The sequence below is a fragment of the Streptomyces sp. NPDC059355 genome (assembly GCF_042752335.1).
In the GTDB taxonomy this organism is placed as follows: domain Bacteria; phylum Actinomycetota; class Actinomycetes; order Streptomycetales; family Streptomycetaceae; genus Streptomyces.
The window spans coordinates 18,344-35,371 of sequence record NZ_JBHYXN010000026.1; the positions used below are offsets into that span (position 1 = coordinate 18,344).

16 protein-coding genes and 1 riboswitch are annotated in these 17,028 nt (G+C 71.5%); of the genes, 8 read left to right on the plus strand and 8 right to left on the minus strand.

What is annotated here, in order from left to right; all coding sequences use genetic code 11:
- Positions 1–132 precede the first annotated feature (132 nt).
- Positions 133–1,341, minus strand: a complete 1,209-nt coding sequence (gene rocD / locus ACFXGI_RS23820) for an ornithine--oxo-acid transaminase (protein ID WP_384710056.1) — start codon at positions 1,339–1,341, stop codon at positions 133–135.
- A 158-nt stretch (positions 1,342–1,499) separates the two neighbouring features.
- Positions 1,500–1,590: riboswitch (ZMP/ZTP riboswitch) on the plus strand.
- 35 nt (positions 1,591–1,625) lie between these two features.
- Between rocD and glyA the strand changes: the two genes are divergently transcribed.
- From glyA to ACFXGI_RS23840, 4 genes are all read left to right on the plus strand, one after another.
- On the plus strand, positions 1,626–2,894 hold the full coding sequence (gene glyA, locus ACFXGI_RS23825) for a serine hydroxymethyltransferase (protein ID WP_384710059.1): 1,269 nt from the start codon (positions 1,626–1,628) through the stop codon (positions 2,892–2,894).
- A gap of 86 nt (positions 2,895–2,980) precedes the next feature.
- The gene (gene trpS, locus ACFXGI_RS23830; RefSeq protein WP_030865198.1) at positions 2,981–3,994 is read left to right on the plus strand and encodes a tryptophan--tRNA ligase; all 1,014 of its coding nucleotides are present in this window, start codon (positions 2,981–2,983) and stop codon (positions 3,992–3,994) included.
- A 98-nt stretch (positions 3,995–4,092) separates the two neighbouring features.
- A complete protein-coding gene (locus tag ACFXGI_RS23835; RefSeq protein WP_384710063.1) occupies positions 4,093–4,713 on the plus strand; it encodes a 2'-5' RNA ligase family protein in 621 nt (206 codons plus the stop codon).
- A 166-nt stretch (positions 4,714–4,879) separates the two neighbouring features.
- Positions 4,880–5,809: a YihY/virulence factor BrkB family protein gene (locus ACFXGI_RS23840; RefSeq protein ID WP_384710066.1), complete on the plus strand. Its 930-nt coding sequence runs from the start codon at positions 4,880–4,882 to the stop codon at positions 5,807–5,809.
- 60 nt (positions 5,810–5,869) lie between these two features.
- Here the strand turns inward: ACFXGI_RS23840 and ACFXGI_RS23845 are convergent, their stop codons facing one another.
- Complete coding sequence (locus tag ACFXGI_RS23845; RefSeq protein WP_384710069.1) at positions 5,870–7,129, minus strand: D-alanyl-D-alanine carboxypeptidase family protein; 1,260 nt, start codon at positions 7,127–7,129, stop codon at positions 5,870–5,872.
- A gap of 121 nt (positions 7,130–7,250) precedes the next feature.
- Here ACFXGI_RS23845 and ACFXGI_RS23850 point away from each other — a divergent pair, with 121 nt between their 5' ends.
- The 3 genes from ACFXGI_RS23850 (at position 7,251) to ACFXGI_RS23860 (ending at position 10,530) form a co-directional block, all read left to right on the plus strand.
- Positions 7,251–7,511, plus strand: coding sequence for an SCO4848 family membrane protein (locus ACFXGI_RS23850; protein ID WP_030154873.1), 261 nt, complete (start codon positions 7,251–7,253; stop codon positions 7,509–7,511).
- Positions 7,508–8,827, plus strand: a complete 1,320-nt coding sequence (locus tag ACFXGI_RS23855; RefSeq protein ID WP_384710072.1) for a metallophosphoesterase — start codon at positions 7,508–7,510, stop codon at positions 8,825–8,827. Before ACFXGI_RS23850 ends, ACFXGI_RS23855 begins: the two co-directional genes overlap by 4 nt.
- Positions 8,828–8,967: 140 nt before the next feature.
- A complete protein-coding gene (locus ACFXGI_RS23860; RefSeq protein WP_384710075.1) occupies positions 8,968–10,530 on the plus strand; it encodes an ABC transporter substrate-binding protein in 1,563 nt (520 codons plus the stop codon).
- On the opposite strand, the gene ACFXGI_RS23865 is transcribed toward ACFXGI_RS23860, so the two are convergent.
- The 4 genes from ACFXGI_RS23865 to ACFXGI_RS23880 all read right to left on the minus strand — a co-directional run bounded on the left by ACFXGI_RS23865 (position 10,517) and on the right by ACFXGI_RS23880 (position 13,171).
- Positions 10,517–11,284 carry a TetR/AcrR family transcriptional regulator gene (locus ACFXGI_RS23865; RefSeq protein WP_384710077.1) on the minus strand — a complete coding sequence of 256 codons (768 nt, stop codon included), beginning with the start codon at positions 11,282–11,284 and terminating at the stop codon, positions 10,517–10,519. The two genes, ACFXGI_RS23860 and ACFXGI_RS23865, sit on opposite strands and share 14 nt — an antisense overlap.
- A gap of 11 nt (positions 11,285–11,295) precedes the next feature.
- Positions 11,296–11,739 carry a thiol-disulfide oxidoreductase DCC family protein gene (locus ACFXGI_RS23870; RefSeq protein ID WP_384710081.1) on the minus strand — a complete coding sequence of 148 codons (444 nt, stop codon included), beginning with the start codon at positions 11,737–11,739 and terminating at the stop codon, positions 11,296–11,298.
- A 3-nt stretch (positions 11,740–11,742) separates the two neighbouring features.
- A complete protein-coding gene (locus tag ACFXGI_RS23875; RefSeq protein WP_384710084.1) occupies positions 11,743–12,147 on the minus strand; it encodes a hypothetical protein in 405 nt (134 codons plus the stop codon).
- 118 nt (positions 12,148–12,265) lie between these two features.
- Positions 12,266–13,171, minus strand: a complete 906-nt coding sequence (locus ACFXGI_RS23880; protein ID WP_384710087.1) for a 5'-nucleotidase — start codon at positions 13,169–13,171, stop codon at positions 12,266–12,268.
- Between ACFXGI_RS23880 and ACFXGI_RS23885 the strand changes: the two genes are divergently transcribed.
- Entirely contained in the window at positions 13,170–15,653 is a 2,484-nt protein-coding gene (locus tag ACFXGI_RS23885; protein ID WP_384710090.1) for a DUF4132 domain-containing protein, read from the plus strand. The two genes, ACFXGI_RS23880 and ACFXGI_RS23885, sit on opposite strands and share 2 nt — an antisense overlap.
- Here the strand turns inward: ACFXGI_RS23885 and ACFXGI_RS23890 are convergent.
- On the minus strand, positions 15,629–16,228 hold the full coding sequence (locus ACFXGI_RS23890) for a hypothetical protein (RefSeq protein ID WP_384710093.1): 600 nt from the start codon (positions 16,226–16,228) through the stop codon (positions 15,629–15,631). The genes ACFXGI_RS23885 and ACFXGI_RS23890 overlap by 25 nt on opposite strands.
- 42 nt (positions 16,229–16,270) lie before the next feature.
- The gene (locus tag ACFXGI_RS23895; RefSeq protein ID WP_384710096.1) at positions 16,271–16,912 is read right to left on the minus strand and encodes a Uma2 family endonuclease; all 642 of its coding nucleotides are present in this window, start codon (positions 16,910–16,912) and stop codon (positions 16,271–16,273) included.
- Positions 16,913–17,028: the final 116 nt, after the last annotated feature.

Consider the following 17,028-nt stretch of genomic DNA (forward strand, 5'->3'; position numbering starts at 1 on the left):
GGGGGTTGCTCTCCGGCCATGGGGCGGGCCGTTTCCGGTACTTTCACCCCGGCTCCTCGCCCCCCTCACCAGTTGTGGGGGTGCCCGGCCGTGGGGGCGCGGGCCGGCGGGCCCCCCCCCACGGCGGACGCGTCAGCCCGCGGCCAGCACCTCGCGCAGCTGGTCCAGGCCCCAGTCCAGGTCCTCCTTGCCGATCACCAGCGGCGGTGCGATCCGGATCGTCGACCCGTGCGTGTCCTTGACCAGCACGCCCCGCTCCATCAGCGCCTCGGAGATCTCCCGGCCCGTGCCGTGCGCCGGGTCGATGTCGACGCCCGCCCACAGCCCCCGCCCGCGTACGGCGGTCACGGCGCCCCCGCCGACCAGCAGGTTCAGCTCCCGGTGCAGGTGGTCGCCGAGCTCGGCGGCGTGCTGCTGGTGCTCGCCGGAGCGCAGCATCGCGATCACCTCCAGGGCGACCGCGCAGGCCAGCGGGTTGCCGCCGAAGGTGGAGCCGTGCTCGCCGGGCCGGAACACCCCGAGCACGTCCCGGTCGGCGACGACGGCCGAGACCGGGACCACGCCGCCGCCCAGCGCCTTGCCGAGGATGTACACGTCCGGTACGACGTCCTCGTGCTCGCACGCGAAGGTCTTCCCGGTCCGGCCCAGCCCTGACTGGATCTCGTCCGCCATGAACAGGACGTTCCGCTCGCGCGTGAGCTCCCGTACGCCCTGCAGGTAGCCGGCCGGCGGCACGAGCACCCCGGCCTCGCCCTGGATCGGCTCCAGCAGCACGGCCACGGTGTTCGCCGTGACGGCCGCCGCCAGCGCGGTGAGGTCCCCGTACGGAACGATCTCGAACCCGGGGGTGTAGGGCCCGTAGTGGTCGCGCGCCTCGTGGTCCGTCGAGAAGCTCACGATGGTCGTCGTACGGCCGTGGAAGTTGTTGGCCGCGACCACGATCTTGGCCTGGCCGTCCGGCACGCCCTTGACCTCGTAACCCCACTTGCGGGCGGTCTTCACCGCCGTCTCCACGGCCTCCGCGCCGGTGTTCATCGGCAGCACCATCTCCTTGCCGCACAGCGCGGCGAGTTCACCGCAGAAATCGGCGAACCGGTCGTGGTGGAAGGCCCGCGAGGTGAGGGTGACGCGCTCCAGCTGCGCCTTGGCCGCATCGAGCAGACGGCGGTTGCCGTGGCCGAAGTTGAGCGCCGAGTAGCCCGCGAGCATGTCCAGGAACCGGCGGCCCTCCACGTCGGTCATCCACGCGCCTTCCGCGGACGCCACGACGACGGGCAGCGGGTGGTAGTTGTGCGCACTGTGCGCCTCGGCGGAACGCAGCGCTTCAGCAGTTGTCGACACGGGGTCTCCGATCGTCGGTGCGGGCGTGATGGACGTGACGAGGGCGATGGAGGTGACGGGGGTGGCGTCACCTGCGTCACGTCACCTTGTATACGGCTATACGTCGCTCGTATACCGGACGGGGAAACCTTTCTTGTGGACCGCCCGCTAAGGTGAGCGGTACGCACGGCGACTGGCGTACGGAGAACCAACTCCGGGGGAGTCGTGCGCGCACGACCGCATACAGGGCCGCTCGCCTGGGCCTCGCGGGGACGAGAGCCGACATCGACCCCGGAGGAGCCGCCATGAGCGCGAGCCGCCACCCCGCCCTGACCGCAGTCGACCCCGAGCTGGCGTCCTTCGTCGCCGCCGAGGAGACCCTGCAGGCGCAGACCCTGCGTCTGATCCCGAGCGAGAACTACGTGTCCGCCGCCGTGCTCGAAGCCTCCGGCACGGTGCTGCAGAACAAGTACAGCGAGGGCTACCCGGGCCGCCGCTACTACGAGGGCCAGCAGAACATCGACCGCGTCGAGGCGCTGGCCGTCGAGCGGGCGAAGGGCCTGTTCGGGGTGGATCACGCCAACGTCCAGCCGTACTCCGGCTCCCCGGCGAACCTCGCGGTGTACCTGGCCTTCGCCGAGCCGGGCGACACGGTGATGGGCATGGCCCTGCCGATGGGCGGGCACCTGACGCACGGCTGGGGGGTCTCGGCGACGGGGTCCTGGTTCCGCGGCGTGCAGTACGGGGTGTCCGCCGAGACGGGCCTGATCGACTACGACGCCGTGCGCGAGCTCGCGCTGGCGGAGCGGCCGAAGATCATCTTCTGTGGCGGTACGGCGCTCCCGCGCACGATCGACTTCGAGGCGTTCTCCTCGATCGCCCGGGAGGCGGGCTCGGTCCTCGTCGCGGACGTGGCGCACATCGCCGGCCTGATCGCGGGCGGGGCGCACCCCTCGCCGGTCGGGCACGTGGACGTGGTCTCCACGACCACGCACAAGACGCTGCGCGGCCCGCGGGGCGCGATGCTGATGTGCCGGGAGGAGCACGCGAAGGCCATCGACAAGGCGGTCTTCCCGGGCCTCCAGGGCGGGCCGCACAACCAGACGACTGCGGGCATCGCGGTGGCCCTGCACGAGGCGGCGCAGCCGTCCTTCGTGACGTACGCGCACGCCGTGGTCGCCAACGCCAAGGCCCTGGCGGCGGCGCTGCTGTACCGGGGCTTCGACCTGGTGTCGGGCGGTACGGACAACCACCTGATCCTGATGGACCTGACCTCGCGGGGGGTGCCGGGGAAGGTGGCGGCCAAGGCGCTGGACCGCGCCGGGATCGTCGTGAACTACAACACGGTCCCGTTCGACCCCCGCAAGCCGTTCGACCCGTCGGGCATCCGCATCGGCACCCCGTCCCTGACCTCGCGGGGCCTGGGGACGGACCACATGCCGCTGGTGGCGGAGTGGATGTCCCGCGCCGTGGACGCCGCCGCCAAGTCGGACGAGCCGGCCCTCGCGGCGGTCCGCGCCGAGGTCGCGGACCTGATGGCGGCCTTCCCCGCCCCGGGCCTCCCGCTCTCCTGACCGGTCCCCTCCCCGGGGCCTCGGCCCCGGGGGATTTCCGGACGGGTGCGGGCCGCCGCGGCCGCCGTACCTGAGAGAATGAAGCCATGGCTTCTGATCGTCCTCGCGCGCTCTCCGGCATCCAGCCCACCTCCGGCTCGTTCCACCTCGGGAACTACCTCGGAGCCATCCGCCAGTACGTCGCCCTGCAGGAGACGCACGACGCGTTCTACATGGTCGTCGACCTGCACGCGATCACCATGCCGCAGGATCCGAAGGACCTGCGCGCCAACACCCGCCTCTCCGCGGCCCAGCTCCTCGCCGCCGGCCTCGACCCGGACCGCTGCACGCTCTTCATCCAGAGCCACGTCCCCGAGCACGCACAGCTCGGCTGGGTGATGAACTGCATCACCGGCTTCGGCGAGGCCAGCCGGATGACCCAGTTCAAGGACAAGTCCGCCAAGGGCGGCGTCAACAGCGCCAGCGTCGGGCTCTTCACGTACCCGATCCTCCAGGTCGCCGACATCCTGCTCTACCAGGCGAACGCCGTCCCGGTCGGCGAGGACCAGCGCCAGCACATCGAGCTGACCCGCGACCTGGCGGAGCGCTTCAACCAGCGCTACGGCCAGACCTTCACGGTTCCCGCCGCGCACATCGTCAAGGAGGTCGCGAAGATCTACGACCTCCAGGACCCGTCGATCAAGATGTCGAAGTCGGCGTCCTCCCCGAAGGGCCTGATCAACCTCCTCGACGAGCCCAAGGCCACCGAGAAGAAGATCAAGAGCGCGGTCACCGACACCGAGGCCGAGGTCCGCTTCGACACCGAGAACAAGCCCGGCGTCAGCAATCTGCTCACGATCTACTCCACCCTCACGGGCGAGTCGATCCCGGCCCTGGAGGCCTCGTACGAGGGCAAGGGCTACGGCGCGCTGAAGACCGACCTGGCGGCCGTGATGGTCGATTTCGTCACACCGTTCAAGCAGCGCACCCAGGAGTACCTGGACGACCCGGAGACCCTGGATTCCATCCTGGCCAAGGGCGCGGAGAAGGCCCGCGCGGTCGCCGCCGAGACCCTGGCACAGGCCTACGACCGCCTCGGCCTGGTGCCCGCGAAGCACTGACCGCCGGAGGCCCTGGCAATCCGGGGGGTGCTGGCCCCACACTGGGTCGGCAGGACCCGTACGCAACCCGTACACACCAGACGACGGAGGAGACATACGTGGGGACCGTAACGCTCGGCGTTTCGATCGCGGTCCCGGAGCCGTACGGCAGCCGGCTGCAGCAGCTGCGCGCCGGCTTCGGGGACGCTGCCGCGCACGGCATCCCCACGCATGTCACCCTCGTCCCGCCCACCGAGGTGGAGGCGGACCGGCTGCCGCAGATCAGGGCACACCTGGCCGAGGTCGCGGCCGCCTTCGGCCCCTTCGGGATGCGGCTGGAGGGGACGGGAACCTTCCGCCCGCTCTCGCCGGTCGTCTTCGTCCAGGTCGTCGAGGGCGGTACGGGCTGCACCCGGCTCCAGGGCCTGGTCCGCGACCCGGACGGGCCGCTCGGCCGCGAGCTGGCGTTCCCGTACCACCCGCACGTCACGGTCGCCCACGGGATCTCCGAGGAGGCGATGGACCTGGCGTCCGCCACCCTCGCCGACTACGCGGCGCAGTGGACCTGCACCGGCTTCGCGCTCTACGAGCAGGGCTCGGACGGGGTCTGGCGCAAGCTGCGTGAATACCCTTTCGGCGCGGGCCCGATCGCCGGGGTCCCGGCGCAGCCGGGCTCACCGGTCGATGAGGCGGCGCCTGCCGCGGGAGCCGCGGGCGACGGCGCCGCAGCGCGCTCCTGACGCAGTGGCCTGAGGGTCTTGCGGGCGTGGAAGCGGAGCGTACGTAGGACCAGAGTGGGGAATGAACAGCCCGTCGGAAGCACTTCGCGAAAAGTCACAATCGACGACCGTAGCGCCCGAACCCGGCAATCCCGGCTATTTCCGCCCCCTCATTTACCGTGACCCCATGGACTGGCTGACGAAACTCCCGGTGATCGGCCCGCTCGTGGTCCGTTTGATGCGGACCCATGCCTGGCGCGCCTACGAACGCCTCGACCGGGTCCACTGGAGCCGCCTCGCCTCCGCGATCACCTTCATCAGCTTCCTCGCGCTCTTCCCTCTGATCACCGTGGCCGCCGTCATCGGCGCGGCGCTGCTCAGCCAGGAGCAGCTGGACCGGCTCCAGAAGAACCTCGCCGAGCAGGTCCCCGGCATCTCCGACCAGCTCGACATCAACGGCCTCGTCGCCAACGCGGGCACGGTCGGCCTCGTCGCCGGCGCCCTGCTGCTCGTCACCGGCATCGGGTGGGTCGGCTCGATGCGGGACTGCCTGCGCGCGGTGTGGGAGAAGGATGACGAGGACCTGGGGAACCCCGTCCTGCGCAAGGGCAAGGACGCACTCGTCCTCGTCGGCCTCGGCGGCGTGGGCCTGGCCTCGGCGGCCGCCTCGATCCTCGGCTCCAGCGCGGTCGGCAAGTTCGGCGGCTGGCTGGGCGTGCCGCAGCACGGCGCGGGCGGCGCGCTCCTGCGCACCGGAGCCTTCCTCGTCGGTGTCCTCGCCGCCTTCCTGATCCTGCTGTACGTGCTGACCCTGCTGCCCGGCGTCGAACCGCCGCGCCGCAGCCTCGTCCAGGCCGCCCTCCTCGGAGCGGCCGGCTTCGAGCTGCTGAAACTGCTGCTCAGCGGCTATATGCGCGGGGTCGCCGCGAAGAGCATGTACGGGGCCTTCGGCGTGCCGGTCGCCCTGTTGATCTGGATCAACCTCATGGCGAAGCTGCTGCTGTACTGCTCCGCCTGGACGGCCACCCGCGCAGACGCGGACGGCCGTGCGCAGGAGCCCGTGGGGCCCGCGGAGCCCGAGGAGCCCGGGAACCAGGCGGCGGCCCGGACCACCTAGGGCGCGCCTGGGTCGTGTCGTCAAAGTCCCGTCTGGCCGGCGCTACTTTGACGACACTCCCTAGGCCACCTGGTCGTCGCCGCCGCCGCTGCGGCGGCCGCGCGGGCCGCGCGGCCAGCGCCGGTTGACCGCGTACGCCCCGACCGCGATCACGGCCAGCGCACCGCCCGCGACCCCTAGCGCGGTGCCGACACCGCCGCCCGCGCCCTCACCGGCCGCCGACGAGTTGTGCTCGTGCGACTGGGCGGGGGAGCCCAGCGAGGAGGTGTCCGCGCTCTTCGGCGGGACCAGCTCGCCCACCGCCTTGACCTTGCCGATCGCCGCGAACCCCCAGTCGAAGAGGTCGGCGGTCTCCTCGTAGACCGAGTTCAGCCCGCCCGAGGCCGGGTTCATCACCGTGACCAGCAGCTTCTTGTTGCCCTGCTGCGCCGCGCCGGTGAAGGTCGACCCGGCCATGGTCGTGTTGCCGTTCTTCACCCCCGCGATGCCCTTGTACGGGGAGAGCCCGCTGGAGCCCGTCATCAGCCGGTTGGTGTTCTGGATCTCGAAGTACTCGCGCGGCTTCCCGGCCTCCTGGCGCCCCGGGAACTTCGCCTCCGCCGTCCCGCAGTACTCCCGGAAGTCCTGCTTCTGCAGTCCGGAGCGGGCGATGAGGGTGAGGTCGTACGCGCTCGACACCTGCTCCGGGGCGTCGTACCCGTCCGGGGACACCACGTGCGTGTCGAGGGCCTGGAGCTCCTCGGCGTGCGCCTGCATGTCCTTGACGGTCTTGTCGATGCCGCCGTTCATGGAGGCCAGCACGTGCACGGCGTCGTTCCCGGACCGCAGGAACACCCCGAGCCACAGGTCGTGCACCGAGTACTCGTGGTCCTCCTTGACCCCGACCAGGCTGGAGCCCGCGCCGACGCCCGCCATCTCCTGCTCGGTGACCTTGTGGACCTGGTCCTTCGGCAGGCTCGGCAGCACCGTGTCCGCGAAGAGCATCTTCAGGGTGGAGGCCGGGGGCAGCCGCCAGTGCGCGTTGTTGGCGGCCAGCACCTCGCCGGTCTCGGCGTCGGCGACGATCCACGAACGCCCCGTCAGACTCGTCGGCAGCGCGGGGGCCCCGGCGAGCAGGTTGACCTGCACGCCCGGCTTGCCGAGCAGGGCTCCTCCGACGGTGGACATCGACGCCGGCGGCGCGGCCGCGGCCGGAGCCTTGGGCGGCTGCCCCTTCGCGTCCGTCGGAGGGGTGGGCGCGGCGTGCGCGGGCACCACGAGCATGGCGGGGACGAGCAGCCCGGCGGAAAGGACCGTCAGCGCGGTCTTCTTTGCAGACACGCAGGTGAAAGTACATCCCGATCGGCGCTCGACCGTCAGGGACCGGCCAACGTGGCCGAACCACCGCCGGTACAGCCCACCCCGACGCGTCCGTCCTGGGGACCAAACCGATACTGGGGGCATGAAACTCAGCCGCGCCGTCTCCTGGTTCCTGCTCGCCTTCGGAGTGTGGAGCTGGTTCATCTGGGCAACTTTCGTCCGGAACCTGTGGAAGGACGCCAGTGGTCTGGCATTCGACGCGGCGGGCGAGCCGACGGCCTACTTCTGGGTACACCTTCTCCTGGCCATCGCCTCCTTTCTCCTGGGGACGGCCGTTGGTGTGATCGGGTTGCGCGGAGTCCTCGCGCTGCGGCGTGAATCACGCCGGGGCCCGGACGCATGAGAATCCTGCTCTTCGCGGGAATCGCGCTGGCGGTCCTGGCCCTGCTGGTCCTGGTCCACCGCTGGCTGTGGATCCGGCTGGTCCGCGACACGACGCGCCCGCGCGGCACGGCGCGCCGCATCGGCACCACCCTCGCCTTCGCACTCCCGCTCCTCTCGCTGGCCGCCCTCACCACGGGCCGCGCAGGCGCCCCCTTCTGGCTCCAACAGTCGGTGGCCTGGCCGGGTTACATGTGGCTGGCGGTCCTCCTGTACCTGAGCCTCGCGATGCTGGTGGCGGAGCCGGTACGCGCACTCCTGCTGAGGCGCGGGGGCACGGGGGCGAAGCCCCCTGTTCTTTCCGGGGTCCGGGGCGAAGCCCCGGGGAACGGTGGAAGGGCGGGCACTGGACCCGCCCCGCAGGGCCCCGGCCCCGGCCCGGACCTCGACACCCCGGCCCCGCCGACGGAAGCGCCCGCCGCAGCGGCCGAGCCGACCCCGCCCCCCGGCGGAGCCACCCGCCGCCAGTTCGTCGCGCGAGCGGTGGGCGGCGCGGCAGCCCTCGTGGCCACCGGCACCGTGGCCACCGGTACGTACGGCGTCCTGCGCGGCCCCCGCGTCAAGCGCGTCCAGGTCCCCCTGGCCAAACTCCCCCGGGCCGCCCACGGCTTCCGCATCGCCGTCGTCAGCGACATCCACCTCGGCCCCGTCCTCGGCCGCGCCCACACCACCCGCATCGTCGAGACGATCAACCGCACGCAGCCCGACCTCATCGCGGTCGTCGGCGACCTCGTCGACGGGAGCGTCCACGACCTCGGCCCCGCCGCCGAACCCCTGCGCCGGCTCTCCGCCCGCCACGGCTCGTTCTTCGTCACCGGCAACCACGAGTACTTCTCCGGCGCCCAGCAGTGGATCGACCACGTCCGCGAGCTCGGCCTCACCCCGCTGGAGAACGCCCGCCGACCTCTGCCGTACTTCGACCTCGCCGGCGTCAACGACGTGGCGGGCGAGACGGAGGGCCACGGTCCGGACTTCACGGCCGCCCTCGGCGACCGTGACCCGTCCCGCGCCGCCGTGCTCATGGCCCACCAGCCGGTCGTCATCCACGACGCCGTCCGCCACGGCGTCGACCTCCAGCTCTCCGGCCACACCCACGGCGGCCAGCTCTGGCCCGGCAACTACCTCGCCGAGCTCGCCAACCCGACCGTCGCCGGGCTGGAGCGCTACGGCGACACCCAGCTCTACGTCTCGCGCGGCGCGGGCGCCTGGGGGCCGCCGGTCCGGGTCGGGGCCCCGTCCGACATCACGGTCGTCGAACTCGCCTCATACCAGGCGTGACCGGGCGCAACCGGTAACGACCCGCCGTGAATCAGCCTTCCCGAGGCTGAAATTCCGTGATGGGATGACCGTTAATCGGACATGGGGATCCGGTGGGCGAGTCAAACCATGGCATTTTCATGGGTGGGGTGGGGTCAAGGGTGAAGTCTGTCCGCTCGAAGGTCATCGCGGCGGGGCTGGTGATCGGCGTGGCCGGTGTCGGCGCCTGGCAGCTGCTTCCGGAGGAGGGCCGCGGCAGCGGCACCGCCCTGCGGGTCGGGACGAGCGACGTGGTCTCGTCCCTCGACCCCGCCGGGGCGTACGACGCGGGCTCCTGGGCCCTGTTCAGCAATGTCTACCAGTCGCTCCTGACCATCAAGACCGGCTCCGACACCCCGGTCCCGGACGCGGCCTCCGCCTGCAAGTTCACCGGCGCGCAGCTCACCACGTACCAGTGCGAGCTCCGCCCCGACCTGAAGTTCTCGAACGGGCGCGCCATCACCGCGGAGGACGTCAAGCACTCCTTCGACCGGATCAAGGCGATCAACTCGGACCAGGGTCCGGCGCCCCTGTTCAACACCCTGCAGTCGGTCAAGGCCGACGGCCGCACCGTCACCTTCACGCTCTCCGCGCCGGACGCCACCTTCCCGTTCAAGATCGCGACGGGCGCCGCCTCGATCGTCGACAAGGAGAAGTACCCGGCGAAGTCCCTCCGCGAGGACGGCAAGGTCGACGGCTCCGGCCCCTTCACGCTCGGCGCGTACGAGGCCGGCACCAGTGCCGAGCTCAAGCCGAACCAGGCCTACCGCGGCCAGTCCAAGCAGCCCGCCAAGACGGCCGTCACCGTCCGGTACTACAAGGACTCGGTCCAGCTCAACCAGGCCTGGACCGGCCACGAGGTCGAGGTCGCCCACCGCGACATGCCGCCCGAGGTGCTCGCGGGCCTCAACCCGGGCCTGAAGGACACGAAGTACCAGGCCTCCGGCGGCTCCGAGACCCGCAGCATGGTCTTCAACGTCCGCCCCGGCTCGACGACCGCGCCGCTCGCCGTGCGCCAGGCCATCTCCGCGGTCATCGACCGCTCCAAGGTGGCCGGCGAGATCCACCACGGCACGGTGACCCCGCTCTACTCCCTCGTCCCGGCGGGCATCTCCTCGCACAGCACGCCGTTCTTCGACACCTACCCGGCGCCCAACGGTGCGGCCGCGAAGAAGCTGCTCAAGGACGCCGGGATCACCGCCCCGGTCTCCCTCACCCTCGGCGTGAACACGCGCGGCCCGAACGTCGCGGAGGCCGACGAGATCGTGAAGCAGCTCACGGCCACCGGGCTCTTCCAGATCAAGATCAAGGCCGTCGACCGGTGGGCCGACTTCCAGAAGGCGTACGCGGCCGGCGAGTTCGACGCCTACACCATCGGCTGGATCGCCGACTTCCCGGACGCGGACAACTTCCTCGCCCCGCTCGTCGGCGCCGACTCCAGCATGAACAACGGCTTCTCCGACAAGGCCATCGACGGCCTCATCGCACGGACCCAGTCCTTCTCGGACCGCGGCCAGGCCGCCGCCGACTTCCGCGAGCTCCAGAAGCTGGTCTCCCAGCAGGTCCCGATGCTGCCCATCTGGCAGAAGAAGGACTACGTGATGTCCCGCGACTCCGTCTCCGGAGCCCAGTACCTCTCCGACGGGACCGGCGTCTGGCGCCTGTGGGAGCTCAACTGGCTGTAGCCGGTCCGTCGGCGCCGGCCGTGGGGTCGAAGTCGGCGTCCGGGTCGGATGCCCGCTTCTTCTTGGACACCGCCGCCTGCGCCATCCCCGGCAGGAAGTCCGCGAACAGCTCGTGGACCTCGCGCACCAGCGGCCGCAGCACCCGGAACCGGGCCAGGACGATGCCCCGCGTCGTCAGCTGCGCGCCGCGCTCCGCGAGCCGCCGGGTCTTCTCGCTGTCCGGGGACCGGTCGAAGACCCAGTACAGGACGAGCCCCATCTGCGAGAGCCACATCAGCTCCGGCAGCACGTCGGCCAGTTCGGCCGGGACCTTCGTCTTCGCGCCTCCCAGCACCTCGCGGTGCATGTCGATCGCCGCCTTGCGGGCGGGTTCCGATTCGGGGGAGAAGGGGCTGAGCGGGCTTTCCGGGTCCGCGGCGTTCTTGAAGAACTGCGAGGCGAACTCGTGGTACGGCGCCGCGATGTCGAGCCAGCTCGTCAGGACGCCCGCGAGCCGCTTCTGCAGATCGGTCTCGCTGTCCAGGATGGGCCGGACCGCTGCCTGGTGAGCGGCGCCGATCCGGTCGTAGAACCCCTGGACCAGGTGTTCCTTCGACTCGAAGTAGTAGTAGGCGTTGCCGACCGAGACCCCTGCCTCCTTGGCGATGGCCCGCATGGTCGTCTTGTCGAAGCCGCGCTCCTGGAAGAGACGGAGCGCGGTTTCGAGGATGAGCGTGCGGGTCTGCTCGCTCTTGGGAGCCTTCTGATCAGTCACGGTGCACGAGCCTAGCCGGGTACGGAGCAGTGGTCGCCACAGGCCGGGGCCTGCGGCTCCGCTTCGCCGTCCGCGCCGGGCCCGGTCCGCACGGCTTGGCGCCATGCGGAGGCCGTGTACATGGCGGCCCGGGCGAAGGGCCGGCCCGCCGCGGTGGCGAGCCAGTTCGCCTTCGGCCGGTGCTCCGCCAGCGCCCACAGGCACACGATGAACGCATCCGTCCCGGTCCACACCTGCCCCGAGTCCCCGATGACGGTGATCTCGCGGAGCGTCGACGCGTGGTCGAGCTGTGGGAACTTCCCCTGCGCCGCGAAGGACCCGGCCGGGATCAGCCGGAGCGGCACCAGCCAGCGCTGCCCGAGGAGCCAGTGCCGGATGTGGACGCAGAGCGGGCAGTCGGCGTCGTACAGCACCGTCAGGTGCCGGGTCGCCTGCGCCGTCGTCGCCGTGGTCATCGCTCAGGCCCCGGCCGGAGCGGTCCACGCCTGCGGGGCGACCGGCGGGGTCTGCTGGCGCTCCATGATCCCGCGACGGCGCATCTTGTTGAGCACCCAGACGTTGCCGAGGTGCATGACGCCGAGGACGAGCAGGACGACACCGAGCTTGACCGACAGGGCCTCGAAGAGCTTGCGGGCCGAGTCGATGCCCGCGTCCGAGCGCAGGTAGAGGGTCACGAAGCCGATGTTGACGAGGTAGAACCCCACCACCAGGAGGTGGTTCACGGCGTCCGCGAGCTTCTCGTTCCCGTGCAGGACGTCGGCGATGAAGATGCGGCCGTTGCGGCTCAGCGTGCGGGCGACCCAGACGGTCAGTCCGATGCTGATGAGCAGGTAGATGACGTATGCGACGACGGTGAGGTCCATTGCCTCTGCCCCCTTGAACGTGTTCAACTCGTTGGCAGGACTGACTGTAGACCTCTTTTTGAACAGGTTCAAGCCTTCTTGGTGCCGGTGGTCCCCGACGTGGGCGGAGCCGCTGCGGTCAGCAGGGCGGCCGGAGGCCGCGGGGGTCGGTGTGGTCGGTGTGGGCCGGGTCGGCCGAGAGGATCGCGGCCTCCGGGCGGGGCAGCGGGGTGCCGTCGGGGTAGAGGAGGGGGCCGCGGTCCAGGACGATGCCGGCGTCGGCGCCGCGGCGGGTGGTGTTGGCGGCGGTGACGCGGTTCAGGGCGGCCGGGGTGAGGGTCTGGATCTCGCGGACGTACGCGACGAAGCTCTCGAAGTCGCGCTGGTGGCGGTACGGGGCCTCGAAGCCGCTCAGCGCTCCGTAGCCGTCGTTCGCCAGGAAGGTGTACGAGGGGGCGGCGAGGCGGTAGGTGCCGGTGAGGCTGAGCGCGACGCCGTCGATGAACACACCGGCCGGGTCCACGCGGTCGCCGACGCCGCCCAGGGTGTTGAAGGTGTAGCGGACGTTCCTGGACACGGCCAGCGGCGCGAAGAGGAGTTCGCCGCTGGCCGCGGTCGTCCACTGCTGCTCCAGCGCGTCGTGGATCTGCTGCCCTGTGACCGTGGCGCTGACGATCGGGTCGCCGAAGCCGACGGCCCTCCAGCAGCGGCCGAAGGTGACGGCGCCGCCCGAGGCCGCGTCCCGTACGAGATCGCCCGCGATCACGGTCACGCCGACGCGTGGAGCCACGGCCACCAGGGCCAGCTGGGCGGCGACGTTGGGATGGACGTTGGCGTCGTTCTCGGGGTCGGTCGGGCGGCTGCCCGCCCACAGGGCCCAGTCGGCGACGAGGAGACCGAGACGGCGCTCGCCGCCTTCCGGCGCAACGGGTTCCTCGTGCTCGTCGGAGACCGGCAGGTCACCGATATCGACGAGGTCGTCGACCTGCCGCTCGGCACCGAGGTCACCTTCCTGAAGCTCGTCGCCCTGGTGGGTGGCTGACATGGCGAACCGCAGCCACGCCGAAGCCGCGTACCGCGCGCTGGAGGAGGAGAACGCCCCGGAGCTCGGGACCGCACTGCTGAAGGCGGCCCTCCAGTACAGCGGCCACTGGCGGAACAACAAGGAGGCGGCGGCCCTCCTGGCCGCCGTGAACGCCCGGCCCGCCGCGTTCAGACAGCGGCTTGTGGACGCGTTCGCCGAGCTCCTGCCCTCCCTCGCGGACGACTCCCCGGCCCGGGTGAACGCGCTGGCCGTCACCGCCGCCGTCGGGCGGGACCTGGCCTGGGGCGAACCGCTCACCGCCGCCCGGCGCGAGAAGCTCGCCGAGATCGGCCGCAAGGGCGAGGTCCATTACCTCGGGTGGGTGCCGGAGCTGGTCCGTGCCGAGCTCGACGAGGGCCGTACGGTCCCGCCGGCCGTCGTCGCCGCCCTGCGCCGCAGCGCCATGAGCGCGTACTCCTACAAGCCGCTCACGGAGCTCACCCCCCGGCTGGCGGAGCCCGTGCTCAACATCGGCGAGGCCTGGGCGGACCGGGCCCTGGCGGACGGGGAGCGCTGGCACTCCCTCCTCGCGCACGCCGTGACCGCGACGGCCGCCAAGCCGACCGCCAAGTGGGAGAAGACGGGCCGGGCGCTCGTCGAGGAGGCCGGGGAGGAGGCGGTGCGCGAGCGGCTGCTCGGCTGGCTCCGGCTCGTCGGCGCGCCCCGCACCCTCGCCCTGGACGAGGAGCGTTACGGGCCGAACCCGAACGACACGTACGACACCCACAACGCCAACGCCCTGCGCGGCCTGGCCTGGCTGCTCTCCCTCCTGCCCCCGCACCCGGACACCGCGCGGGCGCTCGGCGCGCTCGTCGAGACCTCGCTGCGCAAGGTCGCGGGACTCGGCCCGCGCGGCCCCAAGGTGGCCAACGCGGGCGTCACCGCCCTCTCCCGCATCGACGGCGAGGCGGCCCTGGCCGAGCTGGCCCGGCTGGCCACCCGCGTGACCTTCAAGGGCACCCTCAAGATGCTGGACTCGGCCCTGGAGGCGCGGGCCGCCGCCCTCGGGCTCAGCCGCGAGGAGATCGAGGAGCTCGCCGTCCCGGCGTACGGACTGACCGGCGTCGGCCGCGCCGAGCACCTGCTGGGCGAGACCACCGCCCTCGTGGAGGTCCGCGGCTCCAGGGCGGTGCTCTCCTGGCGCAGCGCCGCCGGCAAGGCGGTCAAGAGCGTCCCCGCCGCGGTGCGCCGGGACCACGCCGAGGAGCTCAAGGAGCTCAAGGCCGCCGTCAAGGACATCGACAAGATGCTCGGGGCGCAGGCCGAGCGGCTGGACCGGCAGTTCCTCGCCCGCCGCGCCTGGTCGTACGGGAAGTGGCGCGAGCGGTACGTCGACCACCCCCTGGTCGGGACCCTGGCCCGGCGCCTGCTGTGGGTGGTGGACGGCACCCCGGTCGGCTTCGCCGACGGCGAGCTGCGCACCCTCGCCGACACCCCGGTCACCGAGGGCGCCGAGGTGACCCTCTGGCACCCCGTCGACCACGAGCCGGCCGAGGCCGCCGCCTGGCGGGACTGGATCGAACGGCACGACATCACCCAGCCGTTCAAGCAGGCCCACCGCGAGGTGTACCCGCTGACCGACGCCGAGCTGCGCACCGGCACGTACTCGAACCGGTTCGCCGCGCACTACCTGCGCCAGCACCAGTTCCACTCGCTGGCCGCCGTCCGCGGCTGGCACAACAAGCTGCGCCTCGCCGTGGACGATTCCGTGCCGCCCGCCGTGCGCGAGCTGCCGCAGTGGGGGCTGCGCGCCGAGTACTGGATCGAGGGGGACACCGGGGACGGCGAGTACGAGGACATCACCGACTCGGGCAGCTTCCTGCGGCTGCGCACCGACCAGGTGCGCTTCTACCCGATCGGCGCCCCGCAGAACCGGGCGCACGCCTGCGGCGGCGAGTACACGATGTACCTGCGCGGCGGTGCGGACCCGGTGGACCCGCTTCCGCTGGCCGAGGTGCCGGCGCTCGTGCTCAGCGAAGTCCTGCGCGACGTCGACCTGTTCGTCGGCGTGGCGAGCGTCGGCAACGACCCGACGTGGCAGGACGGCGGCCCCGAGGGCCGCTACCGCGAGTACTGGACCTCGTACGGCTTCGGCGAGCTGAACCAGAGCGCCGAGACCCGCCGGCTCCTGCTGGAGCGGCTGGTCCCCAGGCTCGCCATCGCCGACCGGTGCCGGATCGAGGGCCGGTTCCTGCACGTGCGCGGCGAGCTGCGCGGGTACCGGATCCACCTCGGGTCGGGGAACATCCTCATGGACCCGGGCGACCAGTACCTGTGCATCGTCCCGGCGGGGCACACGGCCCCCGGGGCGGAGACCGGGTACCTGCCCTTCGAGGGGGACCGGACGCTCGCGCTGATCCTCAGCAAGGCGGTGATGCTGGCGGACGACACCGGCATCACCGACCCGACGATCACCCGTCAGATACTGAGGGAACGGGCGTAGTTGACCTGGTTCATGACCCAGGGGTACGTGCTGGCGTCCACCGCCGGGATCATCGTGGAGTGGTGGCGGCCGCCGCTGGTGACGGTGATCTGGATGTAGCCGGTGGTGGTCTTCTCCTTCATGAGGAGGAAGAGCAGGCCGAGCAGGCAGAACAGGAAGAAGACGATCGCGAGCACGACGGCGTGCGTCGGGATCTTCGTCTCGGTGCGCGAGAAGTCCGTGGCGTTCCACATCGCGCCCTTGAGCGGCATCGGGCCCGACGGGGTGATGATCTGGTCTCCGGCGATGGTGATGTCGCCGAGGGCCAGCCCGGACCCGCCGTGCGCCTGGGGCTGTACGGGCGGCATCATCGGGGGCTGCCCGGGGGCCGGAATGCCGGCGCCGCCCGTGGTCGGCTGGTATCCGGGCGCGGCCGGAGTCCCCTGCGGGTAGCCGTAACCGGGCGCGGGCGGAGTGGCCGGGTACCCGTAGCCGGGCGTTCCCGGAGTCGCCGGATACCCCTGCGGGTACCCGTAACCCGGGCCCCCCGGAGCCCCGTTGTCCTTCGCGTACGGATTGGGCTGCTGCTCGCTCATGCGCTCGATCTTTCCACAGCCGCTCCCGGGCGAGTACCCCGATCAGGACTTGCCGTCGTCCTCGCCCTCGGGCTTGCGCCGCGCCGCCGCGAGCACGGCCTCGACGTCCAGGGTCACCTTGGCGCCGAGCGACTCGGGCAGCGTGACGAGCTCGCCGGGGGCGTGGACGCGGTGGGTGGGGTACTCGTCCGCCACCGGGTCCGTGAGCACGTGCAGCCGGTCGTGCCGACGGTCGACGATCACGTAGACCGGGACCTTGGCGATCGCGTAGGCGGCGACCTTCGTCCGCAGGTCCGTCCTGTAGTTGCTGGAGGTTACCTCCAGGACCAGGCGGAAGGTGACGGGGTCGTAGCAGTTGTTCTCGACGAGGTGGTCCTCGAAATCGGCGTCGACCACGGAGAGGTCCGGGACGGCGTAGTCCTCGCCCCCGTCGGGGAGCCAGAGGCCGATCGCTTGGAGGACCTTCGACTGTTCTCCGTGCAGCCCGGCCGTGAGGAAGGGCAACATGAGGTCGGTCAGGCCCCGCGCGTGGGCGCCGTCTGCTGGTGGGGACACGAGGATCTGTCCCCCGATGATCTCGACTCGGTAGCCGGGGAGCCGCTCCATGAGCGCGTTGGCCTCTTCGAGGAGCGTGCGCTCGGGCTCCGGTTCGCCGTGGGGCTGCTCAGCGGGTGCTGCGGACATCACGTGCCTCCCGTGGGCCGCTGTCGAGAGCATCATCGTAGGACGGGGCAGGGCCCCGCGGCCGGAAGCCGCGTGATGACCCGAACGGGCGAGGGCCCCGCCCCCCGGTGCGGAAC

Excerpts from the sequence above, each read along its gene's own strand:
- ACFXGI_RS23895 (WP_384710096.1), bottom strand. The coding sequence starts at position 16,912 with ATGTCCGCAGCACCCGCTGAGCAGCCCCACGGCGAACCGGAGCCCGAG.
- ACFXGI_RS23870 (WP_384710081.1), bottom strand. The coding sequence starts at position 11,739 with ATGACCACGGCGACGACGGCGCAGGCGACCCGGCACCTGACGGTGCTG.
- ACFXGI_RS23850 (WP_030154873.1), top strand. The coding sequence starts at position 7,251 with ATGAAACTCAGCCGCGCCGTCTCCTGGTTCCTGCTCGCCTTCGGAGTG.
- ACFXGI_RS23840 (WP_384710066.1), top strand. The coding sequence starts at position 4,880 with ATGGACTGGCTGACGAAACTCCCGGTGATCGGCCCGCTCGTGGTCCGT.
- ACFXGI_RS23880 (WP_384710087.1), bottom strand. The coding sequence starts at position 13,171 with ATGTCAGCCACCCACCAGGGCGACGAGCTTCAGGAAGGTGACCTCGGT.
- ACFXGI_RS23875 (WP_384710084.1), bottom strand. The coding sequence starts at position 12,147 with ATGGACCTCACCGTCGTCGCATACGTCATCTACCTGCTCATCAGCATC.
- ACFXGI_RS23855 (WP_384710072.1), top strand. The coding sequence starts at position 7,508 with ATGAGAATCCTGCTCTTCGCGGGAATCGCGCTGGCGGTCCTGGCCCTG.
- trpS (WP_030865198.1), top strand. The coding sequence starts at position 2,981 with ATGGCTTCTGATCGTCCTCGCGCGCTCTCCGGCATCCAGCCCACCTCC.
- ACFXGI_RS23885 (WP_384710090.1), top strand. The coding sequence starts at position 13,170 with ATGGCGAACCGCAGCCACGCCGAAGCCGCGTACCGCGCGCTGGAGGAG.
- glyA (WP_384710059.1), top strand. The coding sequence starts at position 1,626 with ATGAGCGCGAGCCGCCACCCCGCCCTGACCGCAGTCGACCCCGAGCTG.
- ACFXGI_RS23890 (WP_384710093.1), bottom strand. The coding sequence starts at position 16,228 with ATGAGCGAGCAGCAGCCCAATCCGTACGCGAAGGACAACGGGGCTCCG.